The sequence below is a fragment of the Microbacterium sp. 1S1 genome (assembly GCF_008271365.1).
Lineage (GTDB): Bacteria > Actinomycetota > Actinomycetes > Actinomycetales > Microbacteriaceae > Microbacterium.
Genome location: NZ_CP043430.1, coordinates 1 through 24416 on the forward strand (window position 1 = coordinate 1; position 24416 = coordinate 24416).

Here is a 24416-nt window from a genome sequence, read left to right on the forward strand (position 1 = left end):
CGGCGGGTCCTACTCTCCCACAGGGTCCCCCTGCAGTACCATCGGCGCTGTGAGGCTTAGCTTCCGGGTTCGGAATGTGACCGGGCGTTTCCCTCACGCTATGGCCGCCGAAACACTATTGATGTTTCAATCAAACCTAAAGCAATGATGAATCATTGTTGAAGGTAGTTCTCGACCGTACATCGAGAACCACTCAGTGGACGCAAGCACCAACAAACGGTGTGTTATCAAGTCATCGGCTTATTAGTACCAGTCAGCTGCACACGTTACCGTGCTTCCACATCTGGCCTATCAACCCAGTAGTCTGGCTGGGAGCCTCTCACCCGAAGGTATGGAAGTCTCATCTTGAGGCCGGCTTCCCGCTTAGATGCTTTCAGCGGTTATCCATCCCGAACGTAGCTAATCAGCGGTGCTCCTGGCGGAACAACTGACACACCAGAGGTTCGTCCAACCCGGTCCTCTCGTACTAGGGTCAGATCCTCTCAAACTTCCTACGCGCGCAGCGGATAGGGGACCGAACTGTCTCACGACGTTCTAAACCCAGCTCGCGTACCGCTTTTAATGGGCGAACAGCCCAACCCTTGGGACCTACTCCAGCCCCAGGATGCGACGAGCCGACATCGAGGTGCCAAACCATGCCGTCGATATGGACTCTTGGGCAAGATCAGCCTGTTATCCCCGAGGTACCTTTTATCCGTTGAGCGACAGCGCTTCCACAAGCCACTGCCGGATCACTAGTCCCGACTTTCGTCCCTGCTCGACCTGTCAGTCTCACAGTCAAGCTCCCTTGTGCACTTACACTCGCCACCTGATTGCCAACCAGGTTGAGGGAACCTTTGGGCGCCTCCGTTACTTTTTGGGAGGCAACCGCCCCAGTTAAACTACCCACCAGGCACTGTCCCCTGAACCGGATTACGGTTCGAAGTTAGATATCCAGAGTGACCAGAGTGGTATTTCAACAATGACTCCACGGTAACTGGCGTCACCGCTTCAAAGTCTCCCACCTATCCTACACAAGCCACACCGAACACCAATACCAAGCTGTAGTAAAGGTCACGGGGTCTTTCCGTCCTGCTGCGCGTAACGAGCATCTTTACTCGTAATGCAATTTCGCCGAGTTCGCGGTTGAGACAGTTGGGAAGTCGTTACGCCATTCGTGCAGGTCGGAACTTACCCGACAAGGAATTTCGCTACCTTAGGATGGTTATAGTTACCACCGCCGTTTACTGGGGCTTAAATTCTCAGCTTCGCCTTGCGGCTAACCGGTCCTCTTAACCTTCCAGCACCGGGCAGGCGTCAGTCCGTATACATCGTCTTGCGACTTGGCACGGACCTGTGTTTTTAGTAAACAGTCGCTACCCACTAGTCTCTGCGGCCTCCAAACGCTTTCGGAGCAAGTCCTAATACGTCGAAGGCCCCCCTTCTCCCGAAGTTACGGGGGCATTTTGCCGAGTTCCTTAACCACGATTCTCTCGATCTCCTTGGTATTCTCTACCTGACCACCTGAGTCGGTTTGGGGTACGGGCAGCTAGAACCTCGCGTCGATGCTTTTCTCGGCAGCATAGGATCATCCACTTTTTATCCGCATCGTGTCTCAGCCTGTATGAGTCGCGGATTTGCCTACGACTCGGCCTACGCACTTGCACCAGGACAACCATCGCCTGGCTTGGACTACCTTCCTGCGTCACACCTGTTAATACGCTAACCGCACCAGCATGGGGTCACGTGCTCCCCTCCACGGTGTCACCCGAAGGCAACGATGTGAAGGCTCGGACGTTTAGCACCACTGGATTAGCTTGGGCGGTTCTTCGCCGGTACGGGAATATCAACCCGTTGTCCATCGACTACGCCTGTCGGCCTCGCCTTAGGTCCCGACTTACCCAGGGAAGATTAGCTTGACCCTGGAACCCTTGGTCTTTCGGAGGACGTGTTTCTCACACGTCATTCGCTACTCATGCCTGCATTCTCACTCGTGTAGCCTCCACGGCTGGTTTCCACCGCCGCTTCGCTGGCCACACGACGCTCTCCTACCCATCAACACGGCTGGACCACGAAGGCCTACCAATAATGTCAATGCCACAACTTCGGTGGCGTGCTTGAGCCCCGTTACATTGTCGGCGCGGAATCACTTGACCAGTGAGCTATTACGCACTCTTTCAAGGGTGGCTGCTTCTAAGCCAACCTCCTGGTTGTCAGAGCAACTCCACATCCTTTCCCACTTAGCACGCGCTTTGGGACCTTAGTTGGTGGTCTGGGTTGTTTCCCTCTCGACTATGAAGCTTATCCCCCACAGTCTCACTGCTGCGCTCTCACTTACCGGCATTCGGAGTTTGGCTGACGTCAGTAACCTTGTAGGGCCCATCGGCCATCCAGTAGCTCTACCTCCGGCAAGAAACACGCAACGCTGCACCTAAATGCATTTCGGAGAGAACCAGCTATCACGAAGTTTGATTGGCCTTTCACCCCTATCCACAGCTCATCCCCTCAGTTTTCAACCTAAGTGGGTTCGGTCCTCCACGACGTCTTACCGTCGCTTCAACCTGGCCATGGATAGATCACTTCGCTTCGGGTCTAGGACATGCGACTGAATCGCCCTATTCAGACTCGCTTTCGCTACGGCTACCCCACACGGGTTAACCTCGCCACATATCGCTAACTCGCAGGCTCATTCTTCAAAAGGCACGCTGTCACACCTACCAGGGGTGCTCCAACGGTTTGTAAGCAAACGGTTTCAGGTACTATTTCACTCCCCTCCCGGGGTACTTTTCACCTTTCCCTCACGGTACTTGTCCGCTATCGGTCATCTGGGAGTATTTAGGCTTATCAGGTGGTCCTGACAGATTCACACGGGATTTCACGGGCCCCGTGCTACTTGGGATACTCTCCACGCCAGAACACGCATTTCGACTACGGGGTTGGCACCCTCTATGACCGGCCTTTCAAGACCGTTCGTCTATACGCTTCTGTAACGTCGCCAGCTCGGCAGAACTGACTGGTGAGTCCCACAACCCCGAATATGCAACTCCTGCCGGATATCACACACACTCGGTTTAGCCTGATCCGGTTTCGCTCGCCACTACTAACGGAATCGCGGTTGCTTTCTCTTCCTGTGGGTACTGAGATGTTTCACTTCCCCACGTTCCCTCTACCCGCCCTATATATTCAGGCGGGAGTCACTAGGTCGGCACGCCGCCCAGCGGGGTTTTCCCCATTCGGACACCCTCGGATCAAAACTTGCTTATCAGTTCCCCGAGGGCTTATCGCAGATTGCTACGTCCTTCTTCGGCTCCAGATGCCAAGGCATCCACCGTTTGCTCTTAAAGACTTGAAATCACATGAGTTTGAATCAAAAACCCGACCAGTCCGAAGACTGAATCAGAAATTGACTAATGATCTTTAAGATCATCTTGCGCAACCAATCCGAAGATCAGTTGCAAGATGCTCGCGTCCACTGTGTAGTTCTCAAAGTACGGGCGGAACCCCCATCCACCTGCCCCCAACAGGGACAAACAGAAAGAGGTCCAGAGGTTCAGACCAGATCCCGAAAGATCCGCATCCGGTCCCTCAGGACCCAACAGCGTGCCGGCACCGAAACCCATCCCCCCAACGTTCCTGCAGCAAGCTGCGTACTAATCAGAGAAACAATCTCGATTCCATGTCAAATGTTCCACCCATGAGCTCCCAGCGAAGAACGTGCGCCTTCGATCTGGGTTCTGGACGCCGAAGCGTCAGATGCTCCTTAGAAAGGAGGTGATCCAGCCGCACCTTCCGGTACGGCTACCTTGTTACGACTTAGTCCTAATTACCGATCCCACCTTCGACGGCTCCCTCCACAAGGGTTAGGCCACCGGCTTCAGGTGTTACCGACTTTCATGACTTGACGGGCGGTGTGTACAAGACCCGGGAACGTATTCACCGCAGCGTTGCTGATCTGCGATTACTAGCGACTCCGACTTCATGAGGTCGAGTTGCAGACCTCAATCCGAACTGGGACCGGCTTTTTGGGATTCGCTCCACCTCACGGTATTGCAGCCCTTTGTACCGGCCATTGTAGCATGCGTGAAGCCCAAGACATAAGGGGCATGATGATTTGACGTCATCCCCACCTTCCTCCGAGTTGACCCCGGCAGTATCCCATGAGTTCCCACCATTACGTGCTGGCAACATAGAACGAGGGTTGCGCTCGTTGCGGGACTTAACCCAACATCTCACGACACGAGCTGACGACAACCATGCACCACCTGTTTACGAGTGTCCAAAGAGTTGACCATTTCTGGCCCGTTCTCGTATATGTCAAGCCTTGGTAAGGTTCTTCGCGTTGCATCGAATTAATCCGCATGCTCCGCCGCTTGTGCGGGTCCCCGTCAATTCCTTTGAGTTTTAGCCTTGCGGCCGTACTCCCCAGGCGGGGAACTTAATGCGTTAGCTGCGTCACGGAATCCGTGGAATGGACCCCACAACTAGTTCCCAACGTTTACGGGGTGGACTACCAGGGTATCTAAGCCTGTTTGCTCCCCACCCTTTCGCTCCTCAGCGTCAGTTACGGCCCAGAGATCTGCCTTCGCCATCGGTGTTCCTCCTGATATCTGCGCATTCCACCGCTACACCAGGAATTCCAATCTCCCCTACCGCACTCTAGTCTGCCCGTACCCACTGCAGGCCCGAGGTTGAGCCTCGGGATTTCACAGCAGACGCGACAAACCGCCTACGAGCTCTTTACGCCCAATAATTCCGGATAACGCTTGCGCCCTACGTATTACCGCGGCTGCTGGCACGTAGTTAGCCGGCGCTTTTTCTGCAGGTACCGTCACTTTCGCTTCTTCCCTGCTAAAAGAGGTTTACAACCCGAAGGCCGTCATCCCTCACGCGGCGTTGCTGCATCAGGCTTGCGCCCATTGTGCAATATTCCCCACTGCTGCCTCCCGTAGGAGTCTGGGCCGTGTCTCAGTCCCAGTGTGGCCGGTCACCCTCTCAGGCCGGCTACCCGTCGACGCCTTGGTGAGCCATTACCTCACCAACAAGCTGATAGGCCGCGAGCCCATCCCCAACCGAAAAATCTTTCCAAACGCAGACCATGCGGTCACGTCACATATCCAGTATTAGACGCCGTTTCCAGCGCTTATCCCAGAGTCAGGGGCAGGTTGCTCACGTGTTACTCACCCGTTCGCCACTGATCCCACAGAGCAAGCTCCGTGTTCACCGTTCGACTTGCATGTGTTAAGCACGCCGCCAGCGTTCATCCTGAGCCAGGATCAAACTCTCCGTAAAAAGAAATTGCATACGAACCGGGGAAAAACCGGAACGCAGCGAGTTTGATGCTGACCAAAGAGATAAATCATTGCTGACTATCCGTTGCCAACCCCACAAGGAGGTTGGTCTTTGATCCAAAGGAATCTCATCCAGCCGAAGCTGAATCGAGGTTACTTGGCATTTGACAAGTGCACGCTGTTGAGTTCTCAAGGATCGGATGCTCCCACGACCCAGCCATCACAACCAGGCCCGCAGGGCAACTTCTCTATCTTACCGATCTCGCTTCCTTTGTCAAATCGCCGTTCGGCGACCTGCTCGAGGGAACGAGTCAGCACCTTCGTCCGGATCGCTCTGCTGAGCTTCTCTGGATTCGGGAGGTGTTCGATGCTTGACGGGAGCCGGTCCGAGGACCTCCGCTCAACCGTTTGGGGCGAACAGGTAATAACTTACGTGGGTTCCGGGCATCGGGCAAATCACCGGCGACTCCCGGGCGTGTCGCGCCCTGTCCCCGATCTGTGCCCGCTGGCGAGGAGCGCAACGGCGCCGGATACGACGAAAGCCCCGGGTACATGACCCGGGGCTTTCGTGTTCTGTGGACCTAAGGGGATTCGAACCCCTGACCTCCTCGATGCGAACGAGGCGCGCTACCAACTGCGCCATAGGCCCGTGAACGACATCTACGTTATCACGCCGCGGGACGTGCTCTCACCGCGGGGCTCACCCGGCGGCGCGTCGCGCGAGAAGCTCCCGCACATGCGCCTCGATCTCGGCGTCGTCGACGAATCCCATCCGTGCATAGGGGGATTCCGCGGATGCCGCAGGAAGGCTGACCGGCGCTGCCGGCGCCATCTCTTCGGCGCGCGCGCGAAGGGCGGCGACACGGGCGGCCTTGCGGCGCTCCTCCTGCGCGTCGATCTCGGCACGGGCGGCCTGGGCGCGAGAGCCGGCCACCGACACCATGGGCTCGGGAAGCGGGCGAGGGGTCCACGTCGCGGGGCCCTGATCGTGAAGCGCAGGCGCGACGCGCTCCCCCACTGGCTCAGCGACCGCTGCGCTCGGACGGCGTGCGGCGCGGACGGCGACCGACGCCATGCGCTGGAGGATCATCGTCGCGACCAGCGCCGCGGTGCCACCACTCCAGAGGAGCACCGCGCCACCCGTGGCGAGGAGCTGCCAGATGCCGAGCCCCACGGCCACGAGACCCAGCAGCAGCATGGCGGTGGCCGCCATGCGCACGCGGCGGCGGGCACGGGCCTGGCGGACGACGGGGTCAGCGCGCGTGGCGGCGAGTTCCTGGCGCAGCGCCTCGAGCTCGGCGGCCTCGCGCTGGGCCTGCAGCCTCTTCGCGAGCTTCTGCTGCGCGACCACGGTTCGGGCGTTGAGCTCCATGTGCACCTCGCCGGGCGTCTCGCTCGTCTCGGCGAGGACGCGCAAGGCCTGGTTGAGGCGGACCGCATTGCGCTCGGCCGCGTTGTATTGGAAGCGTCCGCGCCACGAGGGCAGCAGATACAGCATCCAGAGGAGCACGGCGACGAGCACGATCACTCCCCCGCTCAGCACCGGCCCGTCCATAGGTCAACGGTAACGGGGCCGGAGCGGGCGCGCCGTGCAGTCGGGGCGCGTGTCGCGGCGAGTCTCCCGGCGGGTGGGGTTCAGAGGGCGAGGCGGTCGGCGGGAGGGATGGCCGCCGCATTCGGCGGAACCTGTCCGTGGACCCAACGGGCGAGGACGCCCTGCGGGACCTCCTCCTGCGTCAGCGCGAAGGCGTAGTGATCGCGCCAGTCCCCGTCGATGTGGATGTACCTGCGACGCAGCCCCTCGTAGCGGAAGCCCAGCTTCTGCACCACCCGCAGGCTCGCGGCGTTCTCGGGACGGATGCAGATCTCCATCCGGTGCAGCCCGTACTCCGTGAAGCAGGCGTCAGTGGCGAGGGCGACCGCGGTCGGGGTGATCCCCCGACCCGCGAACCGCTCGCTCACCCAGTAGCCGATCGTCGCGGAGCAGAGCGAACCGCGCGCTACACCCCACACGTTGAGTTGCCCCGCGATCTCACCGTCGTACTCCATGACGAACGGGTACCCGCCGCCGTCGCGGTACTGCTGGAGCAGCCGACGGATACCGACACGCATGTCGAAGGAGACGGCCCCGTGCGGGACCGTCGCCTCCCACGGCTGCAACCAGGAACGGTTCGCGAGCAGCTCCTGCTGGAGGGGCCGCGCGTCCTTCGTCCGGATGAGGCGCAGTTCGACCGGCCCGTGCTGCATTCCCGCCAACAGCTCCACGCCGTCCCTCCGCTGCCCGCGAGACGCCTAGAGGCGCTCCGCGAAGTCCTTGAGCCAGGGGCGCAGCTCGTCGCCCAGGTCGTCTCGGTCCGCCGCGAGCTGCACGATCGCCTTGATGTAGTCCACCCGGTCGCCGGTGTCGTAGCGGCGTCCACGGAAGATGACGCCGACCACGCCGGGTCCGCCGTCGGCGGTCGCGAGCTCCTGCAGCGCATCCGTGAGCTGGATCTCTCCGCCCTTCCCGGGTTCCGTGCGCTCGAGGATGTCGAACACGGAGGCCGGGAGCACGTAGCGACCGATGATCGCGAGGTTGGACGGGGCGTCCTCCTTCGCGGGCTTCTCGACGAGGTCCGTGACGCGCACGGCCGCGGATCCCTCGATCTCCTCCACCGCCGCGGCACCGTACATGTGGATGTTGTCCGGGTCGACCTCCATGAGGGCGATGACGGCCGCGCCGGTGCGCTCGTGCTCCGCGATCATCTCGGTGAGCAGCGGGTCGCGCTCGTCGATCAGGTCGTCCCCGAGCAGCACCGCGAAAGAACTGTCGCCGACGTGCGTCCTGGCACGGAGGACCGCGTGGCCGAGCCCCTTGGGCTCGCCCTGGCGGACGAAGTGGATGTCGGCGAGGTCGCTCGACTTCATCACGCGCTCCAGGCGGCCCGTGTCGCCCTTCTCCATGAGCTTCACCTCGAGCTCCGGCACCGAGTCGAAGTGGTTGGAGATGGCGTTCTTGTTGCGTCCGATGATCACGAGGATGTCCTCGATGCCGGCGTCCGCCGCCTCCTCGACGACGTACTGGATCGCCGGCTTGTCGACGACGGGGAGCATCTCCTTCGGCATCGCCTTCGTCGCGGGCAGGAATCGTGTCCCCAACCCTGCAGCGGGAATGACAGCCTTGATCTTCTCGTGAGCCATTCCCACAGCCTACCCGTGGGTGCCGCCCTAGACTCGGACCATGGCTACCGACGTCGAGCACGCCAAGCGAGCCCTCCGCGCGGAGCTGCGCGAGCGGCGTCAGCTTCTGTCCGATACGCAGCGCGAATCCGCTGCCGCCGCGATCGGAGAACGGCTCGACGCCCTGGTGGACGAGCTCGGTGCCCGCTCGGTCTCCTGCTTTCTCTCCACCACCACGGAGCCCGGCACGCGCGAGTTCGTGACGAGGGCCGTCCGGCGCGGGATCAGGGTGCTCCTCCCGGTCACCCGCTCGGACGGGCTGCTGGACTGGGCCGTCGCCGACGACACCGACGAGGTCTCCGAGGGACTGCACGGTCTGCCCGAGCCGACCGGCGAGGTGCTCGGGCCCATCGCAGTGAACGACGTGGACCTGATGATCGTGCCCGCCGCCGCCGTCGACCGCTCGGGCATGCGGATGGGCTGGGGCCGCGGCTACTTCGACAAGACCATCGGCTCCATGGAGAAATGCCCTCCGGTGTACGCGGTGATCTATGATTCCGAGGTACTCGACGAACTGCCGCGTGAGGTGCACGATCAGCCGGTCGACGGCATCGTGACCCCGTCGCAGACTCTGCACCTGTCGCCACGGCGACGCTGACCCGCAAGGACCGCCATGCCCACCTACGCCTATGCCTGCACCGCGTGCGGGCACCAGTTCGATGCCGTCCAGAGCTTCTCCGACGATGCGCTCACGGTCTGCCCCGAATGCGGCGGCGCGCTGCGCAAGCAGTACGGCTCCATCGGCGTGACGTTCAACGGCTCCGGCTTCTATCGCACGGACTCGCGCGCCAAATCCGGAGGTTCGAAAGAGGCTTCGGCATCATCGAAGTCGGATTCGACGACGAGCGCCAAACCGGCCGCTGCGTCGACTCCCGCCTCGAACTGAGGCGCCGTCGACTTGGGGGTTTCCATGCTCAAAGGTTTCAAGGACTTCCTGCTCCGCGGGAACGTCATCGATCTGGCCGTCGCGGTCGTCATCGGCACCGCCTTCACGGCCGTCGTGACGGCGGTGGTGAACAGCGTCATCAACCCGCTGATCGCGCTCTTCCTCAAAGCCGACGCCGCCGGCAAGTTCGGCATCCCCGTCACGAACATCTATGGCGAGACGGTCGTCTTCCCGATCGGCGACCTCATCTCGGCGATCATCAGCTTCCTCGCGGTCGCCGCGGTGGTCTACTTCGTGTTCGTGCTGCCGATGAACACCTTCAAGGCGCACGTCGAAGCGCGCAAGGGAACGCCGGCCGAGGAGCCGCAGGAGGAGCCGGCGGCCGCGACCGAGGCCGAGCTGCTCGTCGAGATCCGCGATCTGCTCAAGGCCCAGCAGGGGCCGCGCGGCGCCTGACCGCACCGAACTCACGACCCACGGCTCTCCTCGGAGGGCCGTGGGTCTTTCTCGTCGCGGACGCGGGCGCGTCAGTAATGCGGGGGCACGTCACGGAGGAGCTGATCGTCGTTGGGACCCTTCCGGCCGCCCGGGACGGATCGGCGCGGCGGCTCGGCCGCTGGGGCCTCGGGCGCCGGGTCGCTGCCGGGAACCGCGGTCAGTCGTGCGCGCCGCGAACCCGGCACCCGGACGACGCGCTGACGCGCCTCGTCCCGGTCCTCAGTCATTCCGGTGGTCGCCGAGGTCGAGAGGCTGCGTGTCGTTCTCCGCGCGCGGGGCCGTCTCTGAGATCCCGAGGACCGTCGCGATCCGCGACGCGACGGTGCGCGGGTCGCTGTAGAGGTCGAACGCGTGGACGCGGACGTAGTGCCAGCCGAGGCGGCGGAGGACGTGCGGACGCAGGCGCAGGGTCTCGCGCAACGACTCCCCGCGGGATTCCGGGTCGGGCTCGATCACCACGGCCTTGCCGTTGTGCTGTGCCACGAGGGGCAGGAGCCCCCGGTAGTCGACGTCGACGGAGGCACCAAGACGACGCAGCTCCCTGGCCAGCGCCAGGGTGAGCGGATCGGCCAGGTCCTCCAGTCGCGCGTCGCGGGCCCGCGCCGCGAGACCGCCGAGGATCGACATGAGCGTCGCCGCACCGTGCTCGAGACGACCGTCGTCGAACGCCGAGGGCCGGATCGACGACACGATCACCATCGAGCGCCGCGCGCGGGTCATGCTCACGGTCAGCAGTCGCTCGCCGTCGGGGGTCGACAGGTCACCGAAGTCGCTGAGCACCCGTCCGTGCTTCGTGAGCCCGAAGCCGAGGGAGAAGATCACCCGGTCACGGCTCTCCGCCACCGACTCCTCGAGCGTGAGCACGGCGAAGGGTTCCGCGGTGTCGCGGGAGACGAAGTCCGCCACATCGGAGCGCCCGGCGAAGGCGGCGGTCACCGCCGCGCGCACGCGCTCCGCGTGCCGCGCGCTCGCGGTCACGACCATGAGCGACTCGGCCGGACGATGTACCGCGTGCTCCACCACCAGGGTCACGACGCGAGCGACCTCGGCGTCGGGGCTCTCGACCGCCCCGGAGACCGGGTCCGGCGTTCCCGTCCCGCCCTCGACGTAGTCGACGGTCAGGCTGCCGCGCCCGAGGTAGGAGCCGGCCCAGGGCAAAGAGACGATCTCGCCGCCGTAGAACGCGTCGTTGATGAGTTCCGCGAGGTCCTCGCCCCCCGCCCGGTAGCTCCGGGTGAGGGTCATGACCGGGAGGAGCTCCGACAGCCGCTCGAAGACGGACACGTCGTCGAACGGGACCTCGGCCTCCCACTCCTCACCCGGGTCGACGGCGATGCGGAAGGGGGTGGGGCGCTGAGTCACCGGATCGCCGAAGGCGACGACTTGGCGAGCTCGCCGGATGGCCGGGGCCGCCTCGGCGAGGTTGATCGCAGCCGCGTCGACGAGCAGCACGGTGTCGAACTCCACCGCGTCCGGGATCTCGGGTACGCGATACGGCGACGAGATCCAGACCGGAGCCAGCACGTCCACGAGGGCGGGAGCGGCGCTCACGATCTCGGCGGCCGTCGTTGACGTCTGGGTGAGCGCACGGCGCAGGTGCTGCGACTGCTCAGGCTCGTCGACGATGGCGATGCGCCACTGGTTCGCGAGCTGCCACGCCAGCAGCGGTCCCGCCATCGCCGCGTGCGCCTCGTCCACGAGCCGGAAGTCACGCTCCAAGCGGTCGACCACGGCGGTGTTCGCGCCCAGCAACGCCCTGTTGTCCTGGAGCGCGCGCTCGAGGAGGGACTGCCACCAGGCGAACTCGAGCTCCTCCCCCACGCGCGCCTCGGACACGTGACGGACGGAGAGCTCGGTGAGCAGGGGCTCCAGGCCCAGCAGTGCGAGCTTGTCGCGCAGCTGCGCACGTTCGACGAGGTTCTCGAAGACGTCCGACTTCGCGGCGAGGCCGGCCAGCATCCGCACGAGTCGCGCAACGGGCAGCGACGACAGGGGCTCTCGGCGACCGAGTGCCGCATCCAGCTCCGCGAGCTCCGCTTCGACCCGCTGCCAGGCGGCGGAAACGTCGGCGAGGCCGAGGGGGATCTCCGGCGCGACGCCGGCGTCCACGTAGCGCTGCCACTGGGTGCGCTGCGTCTGGATGCGCAGCAGCGCCTCGTGCATCTCGGTCACGTGCACCCCGGGGCGCACGTACTCCTTCGCCAGCCGGCGGAGCCGTCGGCGGTTGGCCCCGGACATCCCGGGCGCATCGCGCCGCGAGCCGTGGGCCTGGATGAGCTCCCCGAGGGGGCGCTCGAAGACGGTAGGGCTGAAGCGGTCGAGGGTGTCCCGGATCCCCTGCAGCAGCCGGAGATACTCGCCGAGCTCGTCGATGGTGGAGAACGGCCGCATGTGCGTCTGCGCGATGAGTTCGTAACCGCGCTCCAGCAGGGCGGGCACGCTGTCGGCGTGGAGGCGTCCGGCGAGCTCGTGCGCAGCCCGCGCGGCTTCCGTGCTCCCGAAGCTGACTCCGTACCAGGGCGAGTCGTTCGGCCCGACGCGGAACTCGCCGAGCCGCGCAGCCTGCGCCAGCGTCGCCGCCGCCTCCGTCCGGTCCTTCGCCAGACGCCGCAGCGCGTCGACACTCAGCCGCGCCGTGGTCGACGGGGGGACCGGAAGCGAGGCGAGTCGGGTGAGCTCTCTGGTGGCGTCGAGGACGGAGGCGTCCAGGCCCGGGACCGGCACCGTCAGCGCGTCCCGGTAGTCGCGCAGCACCGTGCGCAGTCGGACGAGCGCGTCGTCGACCTCGCCGACCTTCGGAGCCGTCGCCTTCTCGTTCCGGCCGATCGCGCGGACGAGGTCGCGCCGCAGGCTCGTCGGGGACACGGCGAGACTGTCGAGGCCGATGCCGGCGAGGCGGTGGCGCACACCGTCCAACGTGGACCGGCGCGCGGAGACGACGAGCACCTTCTTGCCTGCGCGGACCAGCTCACCCAGGGCGTTGATGACGGTCTGCGTCCCTCCGGTCCCCGGGAGCGTCGCAACGGTGAGCGAATGCCCGGCGGCGACGCGGGCGAGAACCGCCTCCTGCTCCGCGTCGGCGTCGAGGAGCAGGTTGTCCGACGCGGGCGCGCGGTCGTCGGGACCCACATGGTGCGGGATCGCGCGGGCCGCCGTGACCTGCTCCCGATCGCCGACATGACCACCGAGCGCGTTCAGCATCACGTGGTCGAGTCCGCTCCCGTCGCGGGACATCGCGCCGGCGACGTCCGCGAACGTGGAGACGACGAGCCGGGGCTCGACGGAGAACGTGTCGATGGAGCGGGTGAGGGCACGCAGGCTGTCGATCACCGGCTGCGGCTTGAAGATGCCCCCGTCGTACGCGAGGGCAGCGAGCGCCGCTGCGTCGAGGGACAGCCCGAAATGCTCGCGAGTGATCCGGACGAGCTCGGGGTTGACTTCGAAAGTGCCCTGCAGCTTCAGCTCGAAATCGGTGTGATGGCGCCGGATCGCCAATGGCCGGAGCAGGACGGGCGCGGCGAACCCCGCTCCACCGATGCGCCAGCGGGCGACGCCGACGGCGAGGTGCACGGCTTCGATGCCGCGGACCGTGCGCAGTTCGGTGTTCTTGGCGGTGATCCGCTCGGCGGCCAGCCGTGCCGTGCGTAGTCCCACCTCGTCCCGGAAGAGGTTGGACAGGAGCGTCGACTTGCCGGTGATGAACTGAGGAAGGCTGCCGGGGTGCGCCTTGGAGATGTCGATGCCCGACTCCGGACCGTCACGGAAGCTGCTCAGCGGCGAGGGACCGCCGAGATCGGCCGCCTCCGCGCGCAGCCGTGTCCGCTCGGCCTCGGCCGCATGCGCGATGCCGACACCGGTGGATGCGTCGTGCAGGTCGCCGAGGGACACAGCGCTGTCCACCGCCGTGTCGTCCGCAGACCTGCTTTCCCGTCGCCACACACTCACACCCTAGGCGCGACACGGCCGGAGACCGGTATCCCCGGCGGGTTTCCGGTGAAAAACCGCACGTCGCACACGTCAGACTGCTCCTCCCCTTCTCGCCACCCATGCTCGTTGTCCACCGGACACGCGCAGAGCACCCCCGACGACGCCTTCCCTCTCGGTAAGGGCGGTCAGGATGGGGGCATGACCTTCCGCTACGACTTCGCTCCGACCCCGTTCGGTGACGCCCTCGCCGTGTTCTCCGACGACGGCATCGTGCGCTTCGACCTGTCCGAATCCGCCGATCCGCAGGTGCCGTGGCTGCTCGAAGGGGTGTCGCGGCAGCTCGGTGCCGTCCCGGACCCCGAGCCCGGCGCCGCCGACGACCTCGTTCGGCTCCTGGCCGCGTACTTCGAGGGTGAAGCCGTGCGCTTTGACGAGCACATCGCCCTCGACTGGCGCCTCGTCGACGGCTTCCACCGCGCGGCGCTGCGCACGGTGTGCGACATCCCGTGGGGCCAGACGATGAGCTACGGCGAGGTCGCCGCCATCGCCGGCCACCCCGGCGCGGCTCGCGCTGTCGGAACCGCGTGCCGGCTCACGCCTTTCTCGATCATCGTCCCCGTGCACCGCGTGGTGCGCTCCGACGGCTCCCCCGGCCACTACGGCGGCCACCCCGAACGGAAGCGGTTCCTGCTCGACCTCGAATCCGTCTGAGTCGCGAGTGTGCCACGCCTGGGGTGGGGGTCCGGCGAGTAGGCCGCCGGACCCGCACCCGAGGGAGGAGGCATCAGTGGTCGACGGCCTTCTCCGCGCCGAAGCCAGTGAGCGAACGCACCTCCATCTCGGCCGCGAGCTGCGGCGACTCCCTCCGCGTACTCGTGATGGTGCCGAGCCAGCCGAGGGCGAACCCGAGCGGGATCGAGACGATGCCAGGGTTGTTCAACGGCCAGACGGCGATGTCGATCCCCGGGATCATCGACGTCGGCGTACCGGAGAACACCGGCGACAGGACGATGAGGATGATCGCGGATCCGAGTCCGCCGTACATGCTCCACACCGCGCCGCGTGTCGTGAACCGGCGCCAGAACAGCGAGTAGAGGATCGTCGGGAGGTTGGCGGACGCCGCCACCGCGAACGCGAGGGCCACGAGGAAGGCGATGTTCTGCCCCTGCGCTCCGATGCCGCCGAGGATCGCCAGGATGCCGATCACGATCACGGTCCGCCGCGCCACCTTCACCTCGCCGTTGGGATCCGGGTCGACCGGCTTCCCTGCCGCGTCCTTCCGCCCCTTCTGGATGACGTTCGCATAGATGTCGTGGGCGAACGAGGCGGCGGCGGTGATGGTGAGTCCGGCGACGACCGCGAGGATCGTCGCGAAGGCGACGGCGGAGATGAACCCGAGGAGCACCGGCCCGCCGAGTTTCAGCGCCAACAGGGGCGCGGCGGAGTTCACGCCACCGGGCGCCGCAGCGATCACGTCCGCGCCGACGAGGGCCCCCGCGCCGTACCCGAGCACGAGCGTCAGCAGGTAGAAACCGCCGATCAGCCAGATCGCCCACACCACCGAACGGCGCGCCTCCTTGGCGGTGGGCACCGTGTAGAAGCGCATGAGCACGTGGGGCAGGCCCGCGGTGCCCAGAACCAGCGCCATCCCCAGCGAGAGGAAGTCCCACGGGTTGGCGCCGTACTGCAGACCGGGCGCGAGCACCGCCTCCCCCTTGTCGGAGTTCGCCACGGCAGCCTCCAGCAGGGTGTTCAGACTGAAGCCGTTGATCGCGAGGACCCAGATGGTCATGGCCAGCGCCCCGCCGATGAGGAGCACCGCCTTCACGATCTGCACCCATGTCGTGCCCTTCATGCCGCCGATCAGCACGTACACGATCATGAGGATGCCGACGACGGCGATCACGACCGATTGCCCGACGCGCCCATCGATTCCGAGGAGCAAGGACACGAGGCCACCCGCGCCGGCCATCTGCGCCAGGAGGTAGAAGAAGCACACCGCCAGCGTGGTGATGGCGGCCGCCATCCGCACGGGGCGCTGCTTCAGCCGGAAGGACAGCACGTCGGCCATCGTGAACTTGCCGGTGTTCCGCATGAGCTCCGCCACCAGGAGCAGTGCCACCAGCCAGGCGACGAGGAACCCGATCGAGTAGAGGAAACCGTCGTACCCGTTGATGGCGATCGCCCCGCAGATGCCGAGGAAGGAGGCCGCCGAGAGGTAGTCGCCGGCGATCGCGAACCCGTTCTGCGGCCCGGTGAAGGAACGACCGGCCGCGTAGTAGTCGGCGGCCGTCTTGTTGTTCCTGCTGGCGCGGATGACGATGAACAGCGTCACGGCGACGAACGCCAGGAAGATCGAGATGTTGAACACCGGGTTGATGTCGAGTGCGACATCTTCGGTGACCGTGCGGATGATGGTCATGCGTCGCCCTGCGCTTTCTCGAGTTCATCGCGGATCTCCGACGCCAAGGGGTCGAGTTTCCGATTCGCGAAGGCGACGTATGCCATGGTGATCGCGAATGTCGTCACGAATTGGCCGAGCCCGAACAGCAGCCCGACGGTGATATCCCCCCACACGCGCTGCGCCATGAAGTCACGGGCGAATGCCGCCAGCAGGACGTAGACGAAATACCAGACGAGGAAGAATGCGGCGAGGGGGAAGATGAATGATCGCTGCGTTCGTTTCAAACGCAGGAATCGAGGGGATCGCTCGACGGCGATGTAATCGATCGCGTCGCTGTGAGGGGTCGGAACCTGTTCGCTCATGGGGCCTCCTTGCCACATGTCCGCTGCACGCGCGGCCGTCGCCGCCCGAGTGGTAGGGTCGACGCTACGAAACGGGGAACGGCGCCGTCACCCCCGAAAGTAGGTATTCGTGAGCTCTCCGATCACCGTCGAATCCGAGGCGGAGCTCGTCGCCAACGCGGTGCGCGAGCTCGCGCGTCGCACGCGCTTCCCGGTCGCGTTCGGCGGGCTGATCGAGGAGGGCGTCGTGAGCGTCACGAGCATCGTCGGGGCTCGCACCCGTGCGCTCGACGGTCTTCGCGTACGACCGGAGCGGGGCCTGGGCGGTCGGGCCATGATGGAGTTGCGTCCCCGGATGACCAGCGACTACGGCTCCTCCCGTCAGATCACCCACGACTACGACGTCTTCGTCCTCGGGGAGGGCCTGCGGACGCTTCTCGCTCTGCCGATCGTGGTCCAGGGGCGCCCGCGTGGCGTCCTCTATGCGGGCGCCTGGGCGGAGGAGAGGATCGGCGGTGTCACGACCGCTCCGGCGATGCAGGTCGCCCAGTCCGTGGCCGATGAGCTGCGCATCAGGGACGAGGTGCAGCGCCGCCTCCGCACGGCTCCGCCGCCGGCGCCGACGGTCGCGCCGGCGCAGCGCGAGGAACTGCGGGAGAGCTTCGCCGAACTCCGCAGCATCGCCGCCACCGTCGACGACGTCGCTATCCGGGCGCGCCTCGCGCAGGTGGAGCGGCGCCTGCTGACCTTGGCGGGAGACGACCTCCCCGCGGCCACCGGCCCGGTCCCGGTCGTCCACCTCTCGCCGCGCGAGACCGACGTCCTCGCGTGCGCCGCCCTGGGATCCACGAACGCGGAGATCGCCTCGCACCTCGGTCTACGCGAAGGCACTGTCAAGGCCTATCTCGGGACGGCGATGTCGAAACTGGATGCCTCAACGCGGCATGCGGCCGTGACGAAAGCGCGGCGCGCGGGGCTTCTTCCCTGAGTTCCGGTTCTGCGGGCGGGGCGCTATTCGAAAACCCGCCGATCCTCATTGTTGTACGAATTGCATTGCGCGCGATAAAGTCGCCGTCATGGCGAGACGAATTGTGCACCAGCTGGTCGACGACATCGATGGCACCGTCCTGGAGGTCGGCGAGGGCGAGACCGTTCATTTCTCCCTCAACGGCACGTCCTACGAGATCGACCTGAATTCCGCACACGCCGAGGAATTGCGGCAGGCCCTCGAGCCGTACATCACGGCCGGCCGTCGGGCCGGCACGTCCACCTCCGCCGGAGGCCGGTCGTCGTCATCGTCATCCCGCAAGCGGCCGTCCCGCAACCCGGAGGTCGCGGCGATCCGCGCCTGGGCGAAGGAGAACGGCTACACGCTCTCCGAGCGGGGACGGGTCCCCGCCCCCATCCTCGACGCCTATCGCGCGGCACATTGATCCGGCCCCGCCCCTCCTCACGGTCGGGCGGGGTCTTTTTCTGCTCCCGGAGCCGCCCACGGCTCGTCACGCAGGGTGATCTCTTCCGTCATGTCGCGGAGGAAACGGATCACCACTTCGCGCTCCGCCGCCGAGAGTCGAGCGGCCGCATAGAAGCGCTTGGCCTGCTGACGCCCGACGGTCTCCATGGCGGCATGCCTGGTCTCCGGCGTGATGGTGATCGCGAGCGCCCGGCGATCCGTCGGATGCGGCGAGCGCCGGATGTGGCCACCCTTCTCCAGCCGGTCGAGGAGCTTCGTCGTCGCGGCGGTCGAGACCCCGAGATGATGGGCGATCCCGCTGGGAGTCGCCACCAACGAGCGGTTGGCGCACACGATCAGGTAGTGCAGCGCCCGCATGTCGGTCTCGTTCAGCTGCATGTATCGCCGGGAGGCCTGCGAGAGGCGCTGCTCAGCATCTCGAAGCCCCCCGAGCGCCTCCATGACGCGGGCGATCTGGCGCAGGTCCTCCGGCGCGACGCCGGAGCGATCGATCAGGGTGCTGCGCGGATCACTGGCCTCGACGTCGTAGATCGCGCCATGGGTCAGGGCGTCCGGCCCCGCGGTCGCCGGCGCAGGGGCGACCGGGGTGGTGCGGGGCTCTGTGGGCATGCGATCATGTTACACACCATGAGCTTCATGCTAAGTTGATATTTCGCCAGGTTAGCTAAAAGACGAGAGGACGCCATGGAGCACGTCACCCTCCTCGCCGAAGACGGGACGGCCGTCGGCGTCCTGCCCAAGAGCGAAGTCCACACGACCGACACACCTCTCCATCTGGCGTTCTCCTGCTATGTGCAGGACCGCGAGGGGCGGCTGCTCGTCACGCGACGCGCCCTCGGCAAGCGCACGTGGCCGGGCGTGTGGACCAACAGCTTCTGCGGCCACCCGCAACCGGGTGAGGACATGATCCAGGCGGTGACCCGTCGGGGGTTCGATGAATTGGGCCTGCGGATCACCGATATCCGGCTCGCCCTCCCCGACTACCGCTATCGCGCCGTCGATGCGAGCGGCATCGTGGAGAACGAGATCTGCCCGGTGCACGTCGCCGTGGTCGACGAACAACCCACGGCGAACCCCGACGAGGTGGCCGAGTGGGCGTGGGCCGACGTCGACGGTCTGCTCGAGGCGGTCGCGCGCGCCCCCTTCGCCTTCAGCCCCTGGCTCGCCGAACAGCTTCCGCTCCTTCGCCGACACGGAGAGGTCTGACCCATGGCCGTCACAGCGACAGAAGAGGACCTCGGCACCGGAGTCGAGGCGGTGCTGCGACGACGTTTCGCCGAGCGCACGGTCGCCGCCGAGCACTACGGTCCGGAGTTCGCCGCACTCTGGCACACCGCCGCGGAGCACGCGCTGGGCGGGAAGCTCCTCCGCCCCCGCATGCTGATGGACCTCCTTCCCGTACTCTCGTCGAATCCACTCACGGAGGCGGACACCGCCCGCGCGATCGACGTGGCAGCCCACGTGGAGCTGCTTCACTTCGCCTTCCTCCTTCACGACGACGTCATCGACGGCGACCTGACCCGCCGCGGCCGCCCGAATCTCATCGGTTCGCTGGTGGCGCGCCGACCCGAAGAGGCTGACGAGGCCGCCCTTCATTGGGCGCGGTCCAGCGCGATCCTTCTCGGTGACCTCCTCCTGTCCACCGCGGTGCTCGGGTTCGCGCGTGCCGACGTCGCCGCTGCGCAGCGAGAGCGACTGCTGTCACTGCTGGAGACGACCGTTTTCGAGACGGTGGCGGGCGAGCACTCCGATGTCGCGCTCAGCGACGGGATCCTCACGGCGGACCTCCGCACGATCCTCGCCACGAGCGCCTCCAAGACCGCCACGTACTCCTTCGTCCTCCCCCTGCGCGCAGCGGCGATCCTCGCGGATGCCACCCCCACTGCTGAGGACCATCTGACCGAGATCGGCAGCCACCTGGGCCTCGCCTACCAGCTTCAGGACGACCTGCTGTCCGTGTTCGGCGACCCGGACGCCCATGGTAAGGACCCCTTCTCCGACCTCCGTGAGGGCAAGGAGACCGCGATCATCGCCTACGCGCGGATGACCAGTCACTGGCCCAGCATCGAGCTCCGATTCGGCGAGACCGACCTCAGCATGGGCGACGCGGCCGAGATGCGGGACCGCCTGCGCGAGTGCGGCGCGGAGGGCTTCGTCCGCGGGCTCGTGGAGGAGCAGCTCGCCGCCGTGTCCGCCGTCCTCGCCGAGGCCGAGGAGGCCGGCACGCTCTCCGCGGACGCAGGACGCATCATCCTCGCGCTCGCCGACCGGATCGAGGGCCGCAGCCGATGACCGCGACCCCCGCCGAGCACCGCGGAGACGCGGCGCTGCGCCGCTTCAGCCGGACAGCAGAGATCGCCACCTCCGACGTGATCCGCACCTACTCGACGTCGTTCGGCCTGGCGACGCGACTCCTCGGGCGCCGCCATCGCCAGCATGTGCGCAACATCTACGCCATGGTGCGGATCGCCGACGAGATCGTCGACGGAGTCGCCGCCGAGGCGGGTCTCGACGCCGGCGCCCAGGCCGCCGCCCTCGACTCCTACATCGCGGAGACCCATCGGTCGATGCGCACCGGATACAGCAGCGACCTCATCCTGCACGCGTTCGCCCGGACGGCACGGGAGTGCCGGATCGGCGAGGACCTGACCCAGCCCTTCTTCGACTCGATGCGGGCTGACATCGCCGGCGAGTCCGGCTTCACCGCCTACGACGCGGACGCGCATGCTGCCTACGTGTACGGGTCGGCAGAGGTGGTCGGCCTCATGTGCCTGCAGGTCTTCCTCCGGGGCGCCACCCGAACGCCCGCGGAACTCGAGACCCTGCGCCGCGGCGCGCGGCGGCTGGGCGCCGCGTTCCAGAACGTGAACTTCCTGCGCGACCTCGCCGACGACACCGATCGGCTGCAGCGCGGGTACCTGGGCGGCTCCGCCCGCCTCACGGACGCCGACCGCGACGCCTGGGTCGACACCGTCCACCGCCAGCTCGCAGACGCCGCCGCGGCGATCCCGCTGCTCCCGAAGGACGCCAGAGCCGCCGTGCGCAGTGCGCTCGCCCTCTTCGCCGCGCTGACCCGGAAAGTCGCGCGGACTCCCGCCGCCGAGCTGTACCGGCGCCGCGTCCGCGTGCCGGATCCTCTCAAGGCACTGCTCGCGGCCCGAGCCGTCGTGGTCACCGCACTGGAGCGGGACCGATGAGCCGCGTCGTGATCATCGGTGCGGGCGTCGCCGGCTTGGCCACGGCGGGGCTGCTCGCCCGCGACGGGCATGACGTGGTGGTCCTGGAGAAGAACGACCGTGTGGGAGGACGGGCAGGGACCATCGAGCGCGACGGCTTCCGGTTCGACTCCGGCCCCTCGTGGTACCTCATGCCCGAGGTCTTCGACCACTACTTCCGGATGATGGGGACGACCACCGAGGAGCAGCTCGACCTGACCTTGCTCGACCCCGGATATCGGGTGTTCCGGTCCCCGGAGTCCGGCGACGCCCCGGTCACGGTGCCCGCCGGCCGTGAGGCGGTGGGGCGGCTGTTCGAATCGATGGAGCCGGGCTCCGCCGCTGCACTCGGCGCCTACCTCGCCTCCGCCCACGATGCCGGGGCGATGGCGCGGCGGTACTTCCTCTACAACCCGTTCACCCGGACCCGGACCCTGGCCGCCCCCGAGGTCGTGCGCGCCCTGCCGCGGTTGTTCTCGCTGCTCGGTACGCGCCTCCAGGCCTTCGCCGCCCGACGCTTCCGGCACCCGGTGCTGCGGCAGATCCTCGGCTACCCCGCGGTCTTCCTCGGAACCGACCCACGGACGGCCCCGGCGATGTACCACCTGATGAGCGCTCTCGACCTCGACCAGGGCGTGCTCTACCCCCAGGGCGGCTTCTGGCGCGTGGTCGAGCGACTGGAAGCGCTGAGCACGGCGGCCGGCGCACGGATCGTCACCGGTGCGGACGTCACCGGAATCCGCACCCAGGACGCCGACGGCGCGACGAGCGCGACGGGCGTCGGCTGGACGGACCGCGACGGCCATCAGCACGTGGAGGAGGCCGACATCGTCGTCTCCGCGGCGGATCTCCACCACACCGAGACGGCGCTGCTGCCACCGACTCTGCAGTCCTACCCGGAGTCCTGGTGGGCGCGGCGCACGAGCGGACCAGGTGGCGTCCTCGTGATGCTGGGGGTGCGCGGGACCCTGCCCGAGCTCCCGCATCACTCGCTGTTCTTCACCGACGACTGGGATGCGAACTTCGACGCGATCTTCGGCCGCACCCCCGCCGTTCCGACGCCCGCATCCACCTATGTCTGCCGGCCCAGTGCGACGGACGGGGACGTCGCCCCGGAGGGGCACGAGAACCTGTTCGTGCTGGTGCCCGTGCCGGCCGACGTCGCGCTCGGTCACGGCGGAAGCGACGGCGACGGCTCCCCGGAGGTCGAGCGAGCCGCGGACGCCGCGATCGACATGATCGCGACCTGGGCCGCGATTCCCGACCTCCGAGAGCGCATCGTCGTGCGGGAGACCATCGGCCCCGCCGACTTCCGCGACGACTACCACTCGTGGCGCGGCGGCATGCTGGGACCGGCACACATCCTCTCGCAGAGCGCGATGTTCCGCGCGCAGAACGCCTCGCGCCGCGTGCAGGGGCTGTACTACGCCGGGGCGACCACAGCACCGGGAGTCGGCGTCCCGATGTGCCTCATCAGCGCCGAGATCGTGCTCAAGCGCATCCGTGGCGACCACTCCCCCGGTCCGTTGCCGGAGCCGGCGACCCGACCGGCGAGCGCGGAGAAGGCGTGATGGGCGCGATCTACCTGACCGCCCTCCTCGTCTCCCTCGGCTGCATGCTGCTGCTGGACTGGCGGTTCCGGCTCTTCTTCTGGCGCGACGCCGTGGCCGCGGCCGTCGTCACCGTGGTCGGCCTCCTCTTCTTCCTGGCCTGGGACGTCGCCGGGATCGCGGCGGGGATCTTCTTCCGCGGTGAGGCGGCGATCGCCACGGGCATCGTCCTGGCGCCCGAACTTCCCCTCGAAGAACCGATCTTCCTGGTCTTCCTGGTCGTCTGCACGATGGTGATCTACGGCGGCGCCGTCCGCCTCCTGGAGCGACGGCGTGGGACTGCGGACGCGGAAGGAGCACTGCCGTGACCTACCTCCAGCTCTCGGCCGTCTTCCTCGCCGCCGCCGCTCTGATCGCGGTCGCCGTCGCCGTCACGGTGCGGCGTACTCCGCACCTCGGCGCCTTGACGCTGACGGCCCTCGCCCTCCTCGTGCTGACGGCCGTGTTCGACACCGTCATGATCGCCACCGGGCTCTTCCACTACGCCCCCGGCCCGCTCGCCGGCGTACACATCGGACTCGCCCCGATCGAGGACTTCGCCTATCCGCTGGCCGGGGTGCTGCTGCTGCCCGCGCTGTGGACCGCGCTGCGCGCGCGTCGATCCCGCACGAACCTGCCGCGGCAGGAGGAACGCCCATGACCGGCCAGACATCCCGCCGTGCTGGCGGCCTCGGCCGCGACATCGCTCAGATCGTCCTCTCCTCCCGGCCGATCAGCTGGATCAACACGGCCTTCCCGTTTGCCGCCGCGTACCTGCTGAGCACCAGGGAGGTCGACGCGACGTTCGTGATCGGGACCCTGTACTTCCTCGTGCCCTACAACCTCGCCATGTACGGCATCAACGACGTCTTCGACTACGCCTCGGATCTCGCCAACCCGCGCAAGGGCGGAATCGAGGGGGCGCTGCTGTCCCCGCGCATCCATCGCGCGACCCTGTGGGCGGCGGCGGCGACGAACGTTCCGTTCCTCGTCTACCTCTTCGCCGTGGGCACACCGGCGTCGTGGCTGTGGCTCGCCGTCAGCGTCTTCGCCGTCCTCGCCTACTCGGCACCGGTGCTGCGCTTCAAGGAGCGTCCTTTCCTGGACTCCGTGACCTCGAGCACGCACTTCGTGAGCCCCGCCCTCGTCGGCCTCACTCTGGCGGGTGCGCCGATCACCACGACCGGCGTCCTAGTCCTCGGCGCTTTCTTCCTGTGGGGCATGGCCGCCCACGCGTTCGGCGCGGTCCAAGACATCGGGCCCGATCGCGAGGGCGGGATCTCGTCCATCGCGACGGTGATCGGCGCGCGGGCGACCGTGCGCCTCTCTCTCGTGCTGTGGGTGATCGCCGGATGCGCGATGCTGCTGACCCCGTGGCCCGGCCCGCTCGCCGCCGTGCTGGCTCTGCCCTACATCGTCAACGCCGCGCCGTGGTGGAACGTCACGGATGAGACGTCGGCCACCACCAACCGCGCCTGGCGCCGGTTCATCGCGCTGAACTACATCGCCGGTTTCCTCGCCACGATGATCCTCATCCTCGCCTGGGTCTCCTGACCCGTCGAGCCCACCGTCCGACCGCCCTCCCGAAAGGACCTC

The 24416-nt window shown here is 66.5% G+C and carries 20 protein-coding genes, 1 tRNA gene and 3 rRNA genes; 13 read left to right on the plus strand and 11 right to left on the minus strand.

Annotated elements, in window-relative coordinates; genetic code table 11:
* The 7 genes from rrf to galU form a co-directional block, all read right to left on the minus strand.
* Positions 1-112, minus strand: a 5S ribosomal RNA gene (gene rrf, locus FY549_RS00005).
* 111 nt (positions 113-223) lie between these two features.
* A 23S ribosomal RNA gene (locus FY549_RS00010) occupies positions 224-3331 on the minus strand.
* 412 nt (positions 3332-3743) lie between these two features.
* Positions 3744-5268 (minus strand): 16S ribosomal RNA (locus FY549_RS00015).
* Together the 16S, 23S and 5S rRNA genes form the textbook arrangement of a ribosomal RNA operon.
* A 575-nt stretch (positions 5269-5843) precedes the next feature.
* Positions 5844-5916, minus strand: a tRNA-Ala gene (locus FY549_RS00020).
* A gap of 51 nt (positions 5917-5967) precedes the next feature.
* A complete protein-coding gene (locus FY549_RS00025) occupies positions 5968-6822 on the minus strand; it encodes a hypothetical protein (protein WP_149083279.1) in 855 nt (284 codons plus the stop codon).
* 80 nt (positions 6823-6902) lie between these two features.
* Positions 6903-7514, minus strand: coding sequence for a GNAT family N-acetyltransferase (locus FY549_RS00030; RefSeq protein WP_149085923.1), 612 nt, complete (start codon positions 7512-7514; stop codon positions 6903-6905).
* A 45-nt stretch (positions 7515-7559) separates the two neighbouring features.
* Positions 7560-8447 carry a UTP--glucose-1-phosphate uridylyltransferase GalU gene (galU, locus tag FY549_RS00035; protein WP_149083280.1) on the minus strand — a complete coding sequence of 296 codons (888 nt, stop codon included), beginning with the start codon at positions 8445-8447 and terminating at the stop codon, positions 7560-7562.
* A 40-nt stretch (positions 8448-8487) separates the two neighbouring features.
* On the opposite strand from galU, the gene FY549_RS00040 reads away from it, so the two are divergent.
* Genes FY549_RS00040 through mscL form a run of 3 tightly spaced genes read left to right on the plus strand, consistent with a single transcriptional unit; the run spans position 8488 to position 9828 of the window.
* On the plus strand, positions 8488-9084 hold the full coding sequence (locus FY549_RS00040; RefSeq protein WP_149083281.1) for a 5-formyltetrahydrofolate cyclo-ligase: 597 nt from the start codon (positions 8488-8490) through the stop codon (positions 9082-9084).
* Positions 9085-9099: 15 nt separating this feature from the next.
* Positions 9100-9372 carry an FmdB family zinc ribbon protein gene (locus tag FY549_RS00045; RefSeq protein ID WP_149083282.1) on the plus strand — a complete coding sequence of 91 codons (273 nt, stop codon included), beginning with the start codon at positions 9100-9102 and terminating at the stop codon, positions 9370-9372.
* A gap of 24 nt (positions 9373-9396) precedes the next feature.
* Positions 9397-9828, plus strand: coding sequence for a large conductance mechanosensitive channel protein MscL (mscL, locus tag FY549_RS00050; RefSeq protein ID WP_149083283.1), 432 nt, complete (start codon positions 9397-9399; stop codon positions 9826-9828).
* Positions 9829-10089: 261 nt separating this feature from the next.
* On the opposite strand, the gene FY549_RS00060 is transcribed toward mscL, so the two are convergent.
* On the minus strand, positions 10090-13770 hold the full coding sequence (locus tag FY549_RS00060; RefSeq protein ID WP_259614198.1) for an AAA family ATPase: 3681 nt from the start codon (positions 13768-13770) through the stop codon (positions 10090-10092).
* Positions 13771-13995: 225 nt separating this feature from the next.
* Here FY549_RS00060 and FY549_RS00065 point away from each other — a divergent pair, with 225 nt between their 5' ends.
* The gene (locus FY549_RS00065) at positions 13996-14508 is read left to right on the plus strand and encodes a methylated-DNA--[protein]-cysteine S-methyltransferase (RefSeq protein ID WP_149083285.1); all 513 of its coding nucleotides are present in this window, start codon (positions 13996-13998) and stop codon (positions 14506-14508) included.
* Between the two features lie 73 nt (positions 14509-14581).
* On the opposite strand, the gene FY549_RS00070 is transcribed toward FY549_RS00065, so the two are convergent.
* Positions 14582-16219, minus strand: a complete 1638-nt coding sequence (locus FY549_RS00070) for a cation acetate symporter (RefSeq protein ID WP_149083286.1) — start codon at positions 16217-16219, stop codon at positions 14582-14584.
* On the minus strand, positions 16216-16563 hold the full coding sequence (locus FY549_RS00075) for a DUF485 domain-containing protein (protein WP_149083287.1): 348 nt from the start codon (positions 16561-16563) through the stop codon (positions 16216-16218). The genes FY549_RS00070 and FY549_RS00075 overlap by 4 nt, the downstream gene beginning before the upstream one ends.
* 109 nt (positions 16564-16672) lie before the next feature.
* Here FY549_RS00075 and FY549_RS00080 point away from each other — a divergent pair, with 109 nt between their 5' ends.
* Positions 16673-17530: a LuxR C-terminal-related transcriptional regulator gene (locus FY549_RS00080; RefSeq protein ID WP_149083288.1), complete on the plus strand. Its 858-nt coding sequence runs from the start codon at positions 16673-16675 to the stop codon at positions 17528-17530.
* A gap of 88 nt (positions 17531-17618) precedes the next feature.
* Positions 17619-17975 carry a histone-like nucleoid-structuring protein Lsr2 gene (locus FY549_RS00085; RefSeq protein ID WP_149083289.1) on the plus strand — a complete coding sequence of 119 codons (357 nt, stop codon included), beginning with the start codon at positions 17619-17621 and terminating at the stop codon, positions 17973-17975.
* 17 nt (positions 17976-17992) lie between these two features.
* Here FY549_RS00085 and FY549_RS00090 read toward each other — a convergent pair whose 3' ends face one another.
* The gene (locus FY549_RS00090; protein ID WP_149083290.1) at positions 17993-18625 is read right to left on the minus strand and encodes a MarR family winged helix-turn-helix transcriptional regulator; all 633 of its coding nucleotides are present in this window, start codon (positions 18623-18625) and stop codon (positions 17993-17995) included.
* A 75-nt stretch (positions 18626-18700) separates the two neighbouring features.
* Between FY549_RS00090 and idi the strand changes: the two genes are divergently transcribed.
* The 7 genes from idi to FY549_RS00125 are packed head-to-tail and all read left to right on the plus strand — an operon-like array spanning position 18701 to position 24374.
* Positions 18701-19222: an isopentenyl-diphosphate Delta-isomerase gene (gene idi, locus FY549_RS00095; RefSeq protein WP_149083291.1), complete on the plus strand. Its 522-nt coding sequence runs from the start codon at positions 18701-18703 to the stop codon at positions 19220-19222.
* Positions 19223-19225: 3 nt separating this feature from the next.
* Positions 19226-20308: a polyprenyl synthetase family protein gene (locus tag FY549_RS00100; RefSeq protein WP_149083292.1), complete on the plus strand. Its 1083-nt coding sequence runs from the start codon at positions 19226-19228 to the stop codon at positions 20306-20308.
* Positions 20305-21213 (plus strand): phytoene/squalene synthase family protein, encoded by a 909-nt coding sequence (locus tag FY549_RS00105; protein ID WP_149083293.1) that lies wholly within the window; start codon positions 20305-20307, stop codon positions 21211-21213. The genes FY549_RS00100 and FY549_RS00105 overlap by 4 nt, the downstream gene beginning before the upstream one ends.
* Positions 21210-22802, plus strand: a complete 1593-nt coding sequence (gene crtI, locus FY549_RS00110; RefSeq protein ID WP_149083294.1) for a phytoene desaturase family protein — start codon at positions 21210-21212, stop codon at positions 22800-22802. The genes FY549_RS00105 and crtI overlap by 4 nt, the downstream gene beginning before the upstream one ends.
* The gene (locus FY549_RS00115) at positions 22802-23149 is read left to right on the plus strand and encodes a lycopene cyclase domain-containing protein (protein ID WP_149083295.1); all 348 of its coding nucleotides are present in this window, start codon (positions 22802-22804) and stop codon (positions 23147-23149) included. Before crtI ends, FY549_RS00115 begins: the two co-directional genes overlap by 1 nt.
* A complete protein-coding gene (locus FY549_RS00120) occupies positions 23146-23481 on the plus strand; it encodes a lycopene cyclase domain-containing protein (protein WP_149083296.1) in 336 nt (111 codons plus the stop codon). Before FY549_RS00115 ends, FY549_RS00120 begins: the two co-directional genes overlap by 4 nt.
* On the plus strand, positions 23478-24374 hold the full coding sequence (locus FY549_RS00125; RefSeq protein ID WP_149083297.1) for a prenyltransferase: 897 nt from the start codon (positions 23478-23480) through the stop codon (positions 24372-24374). The genes FY549_RS00120 and FY549_RS00125 overlap by 4 nt, the downstream gene beginning before the upstream one ends.
* Positions 24375-24416 lie beyond the last annotated feature (42 nt).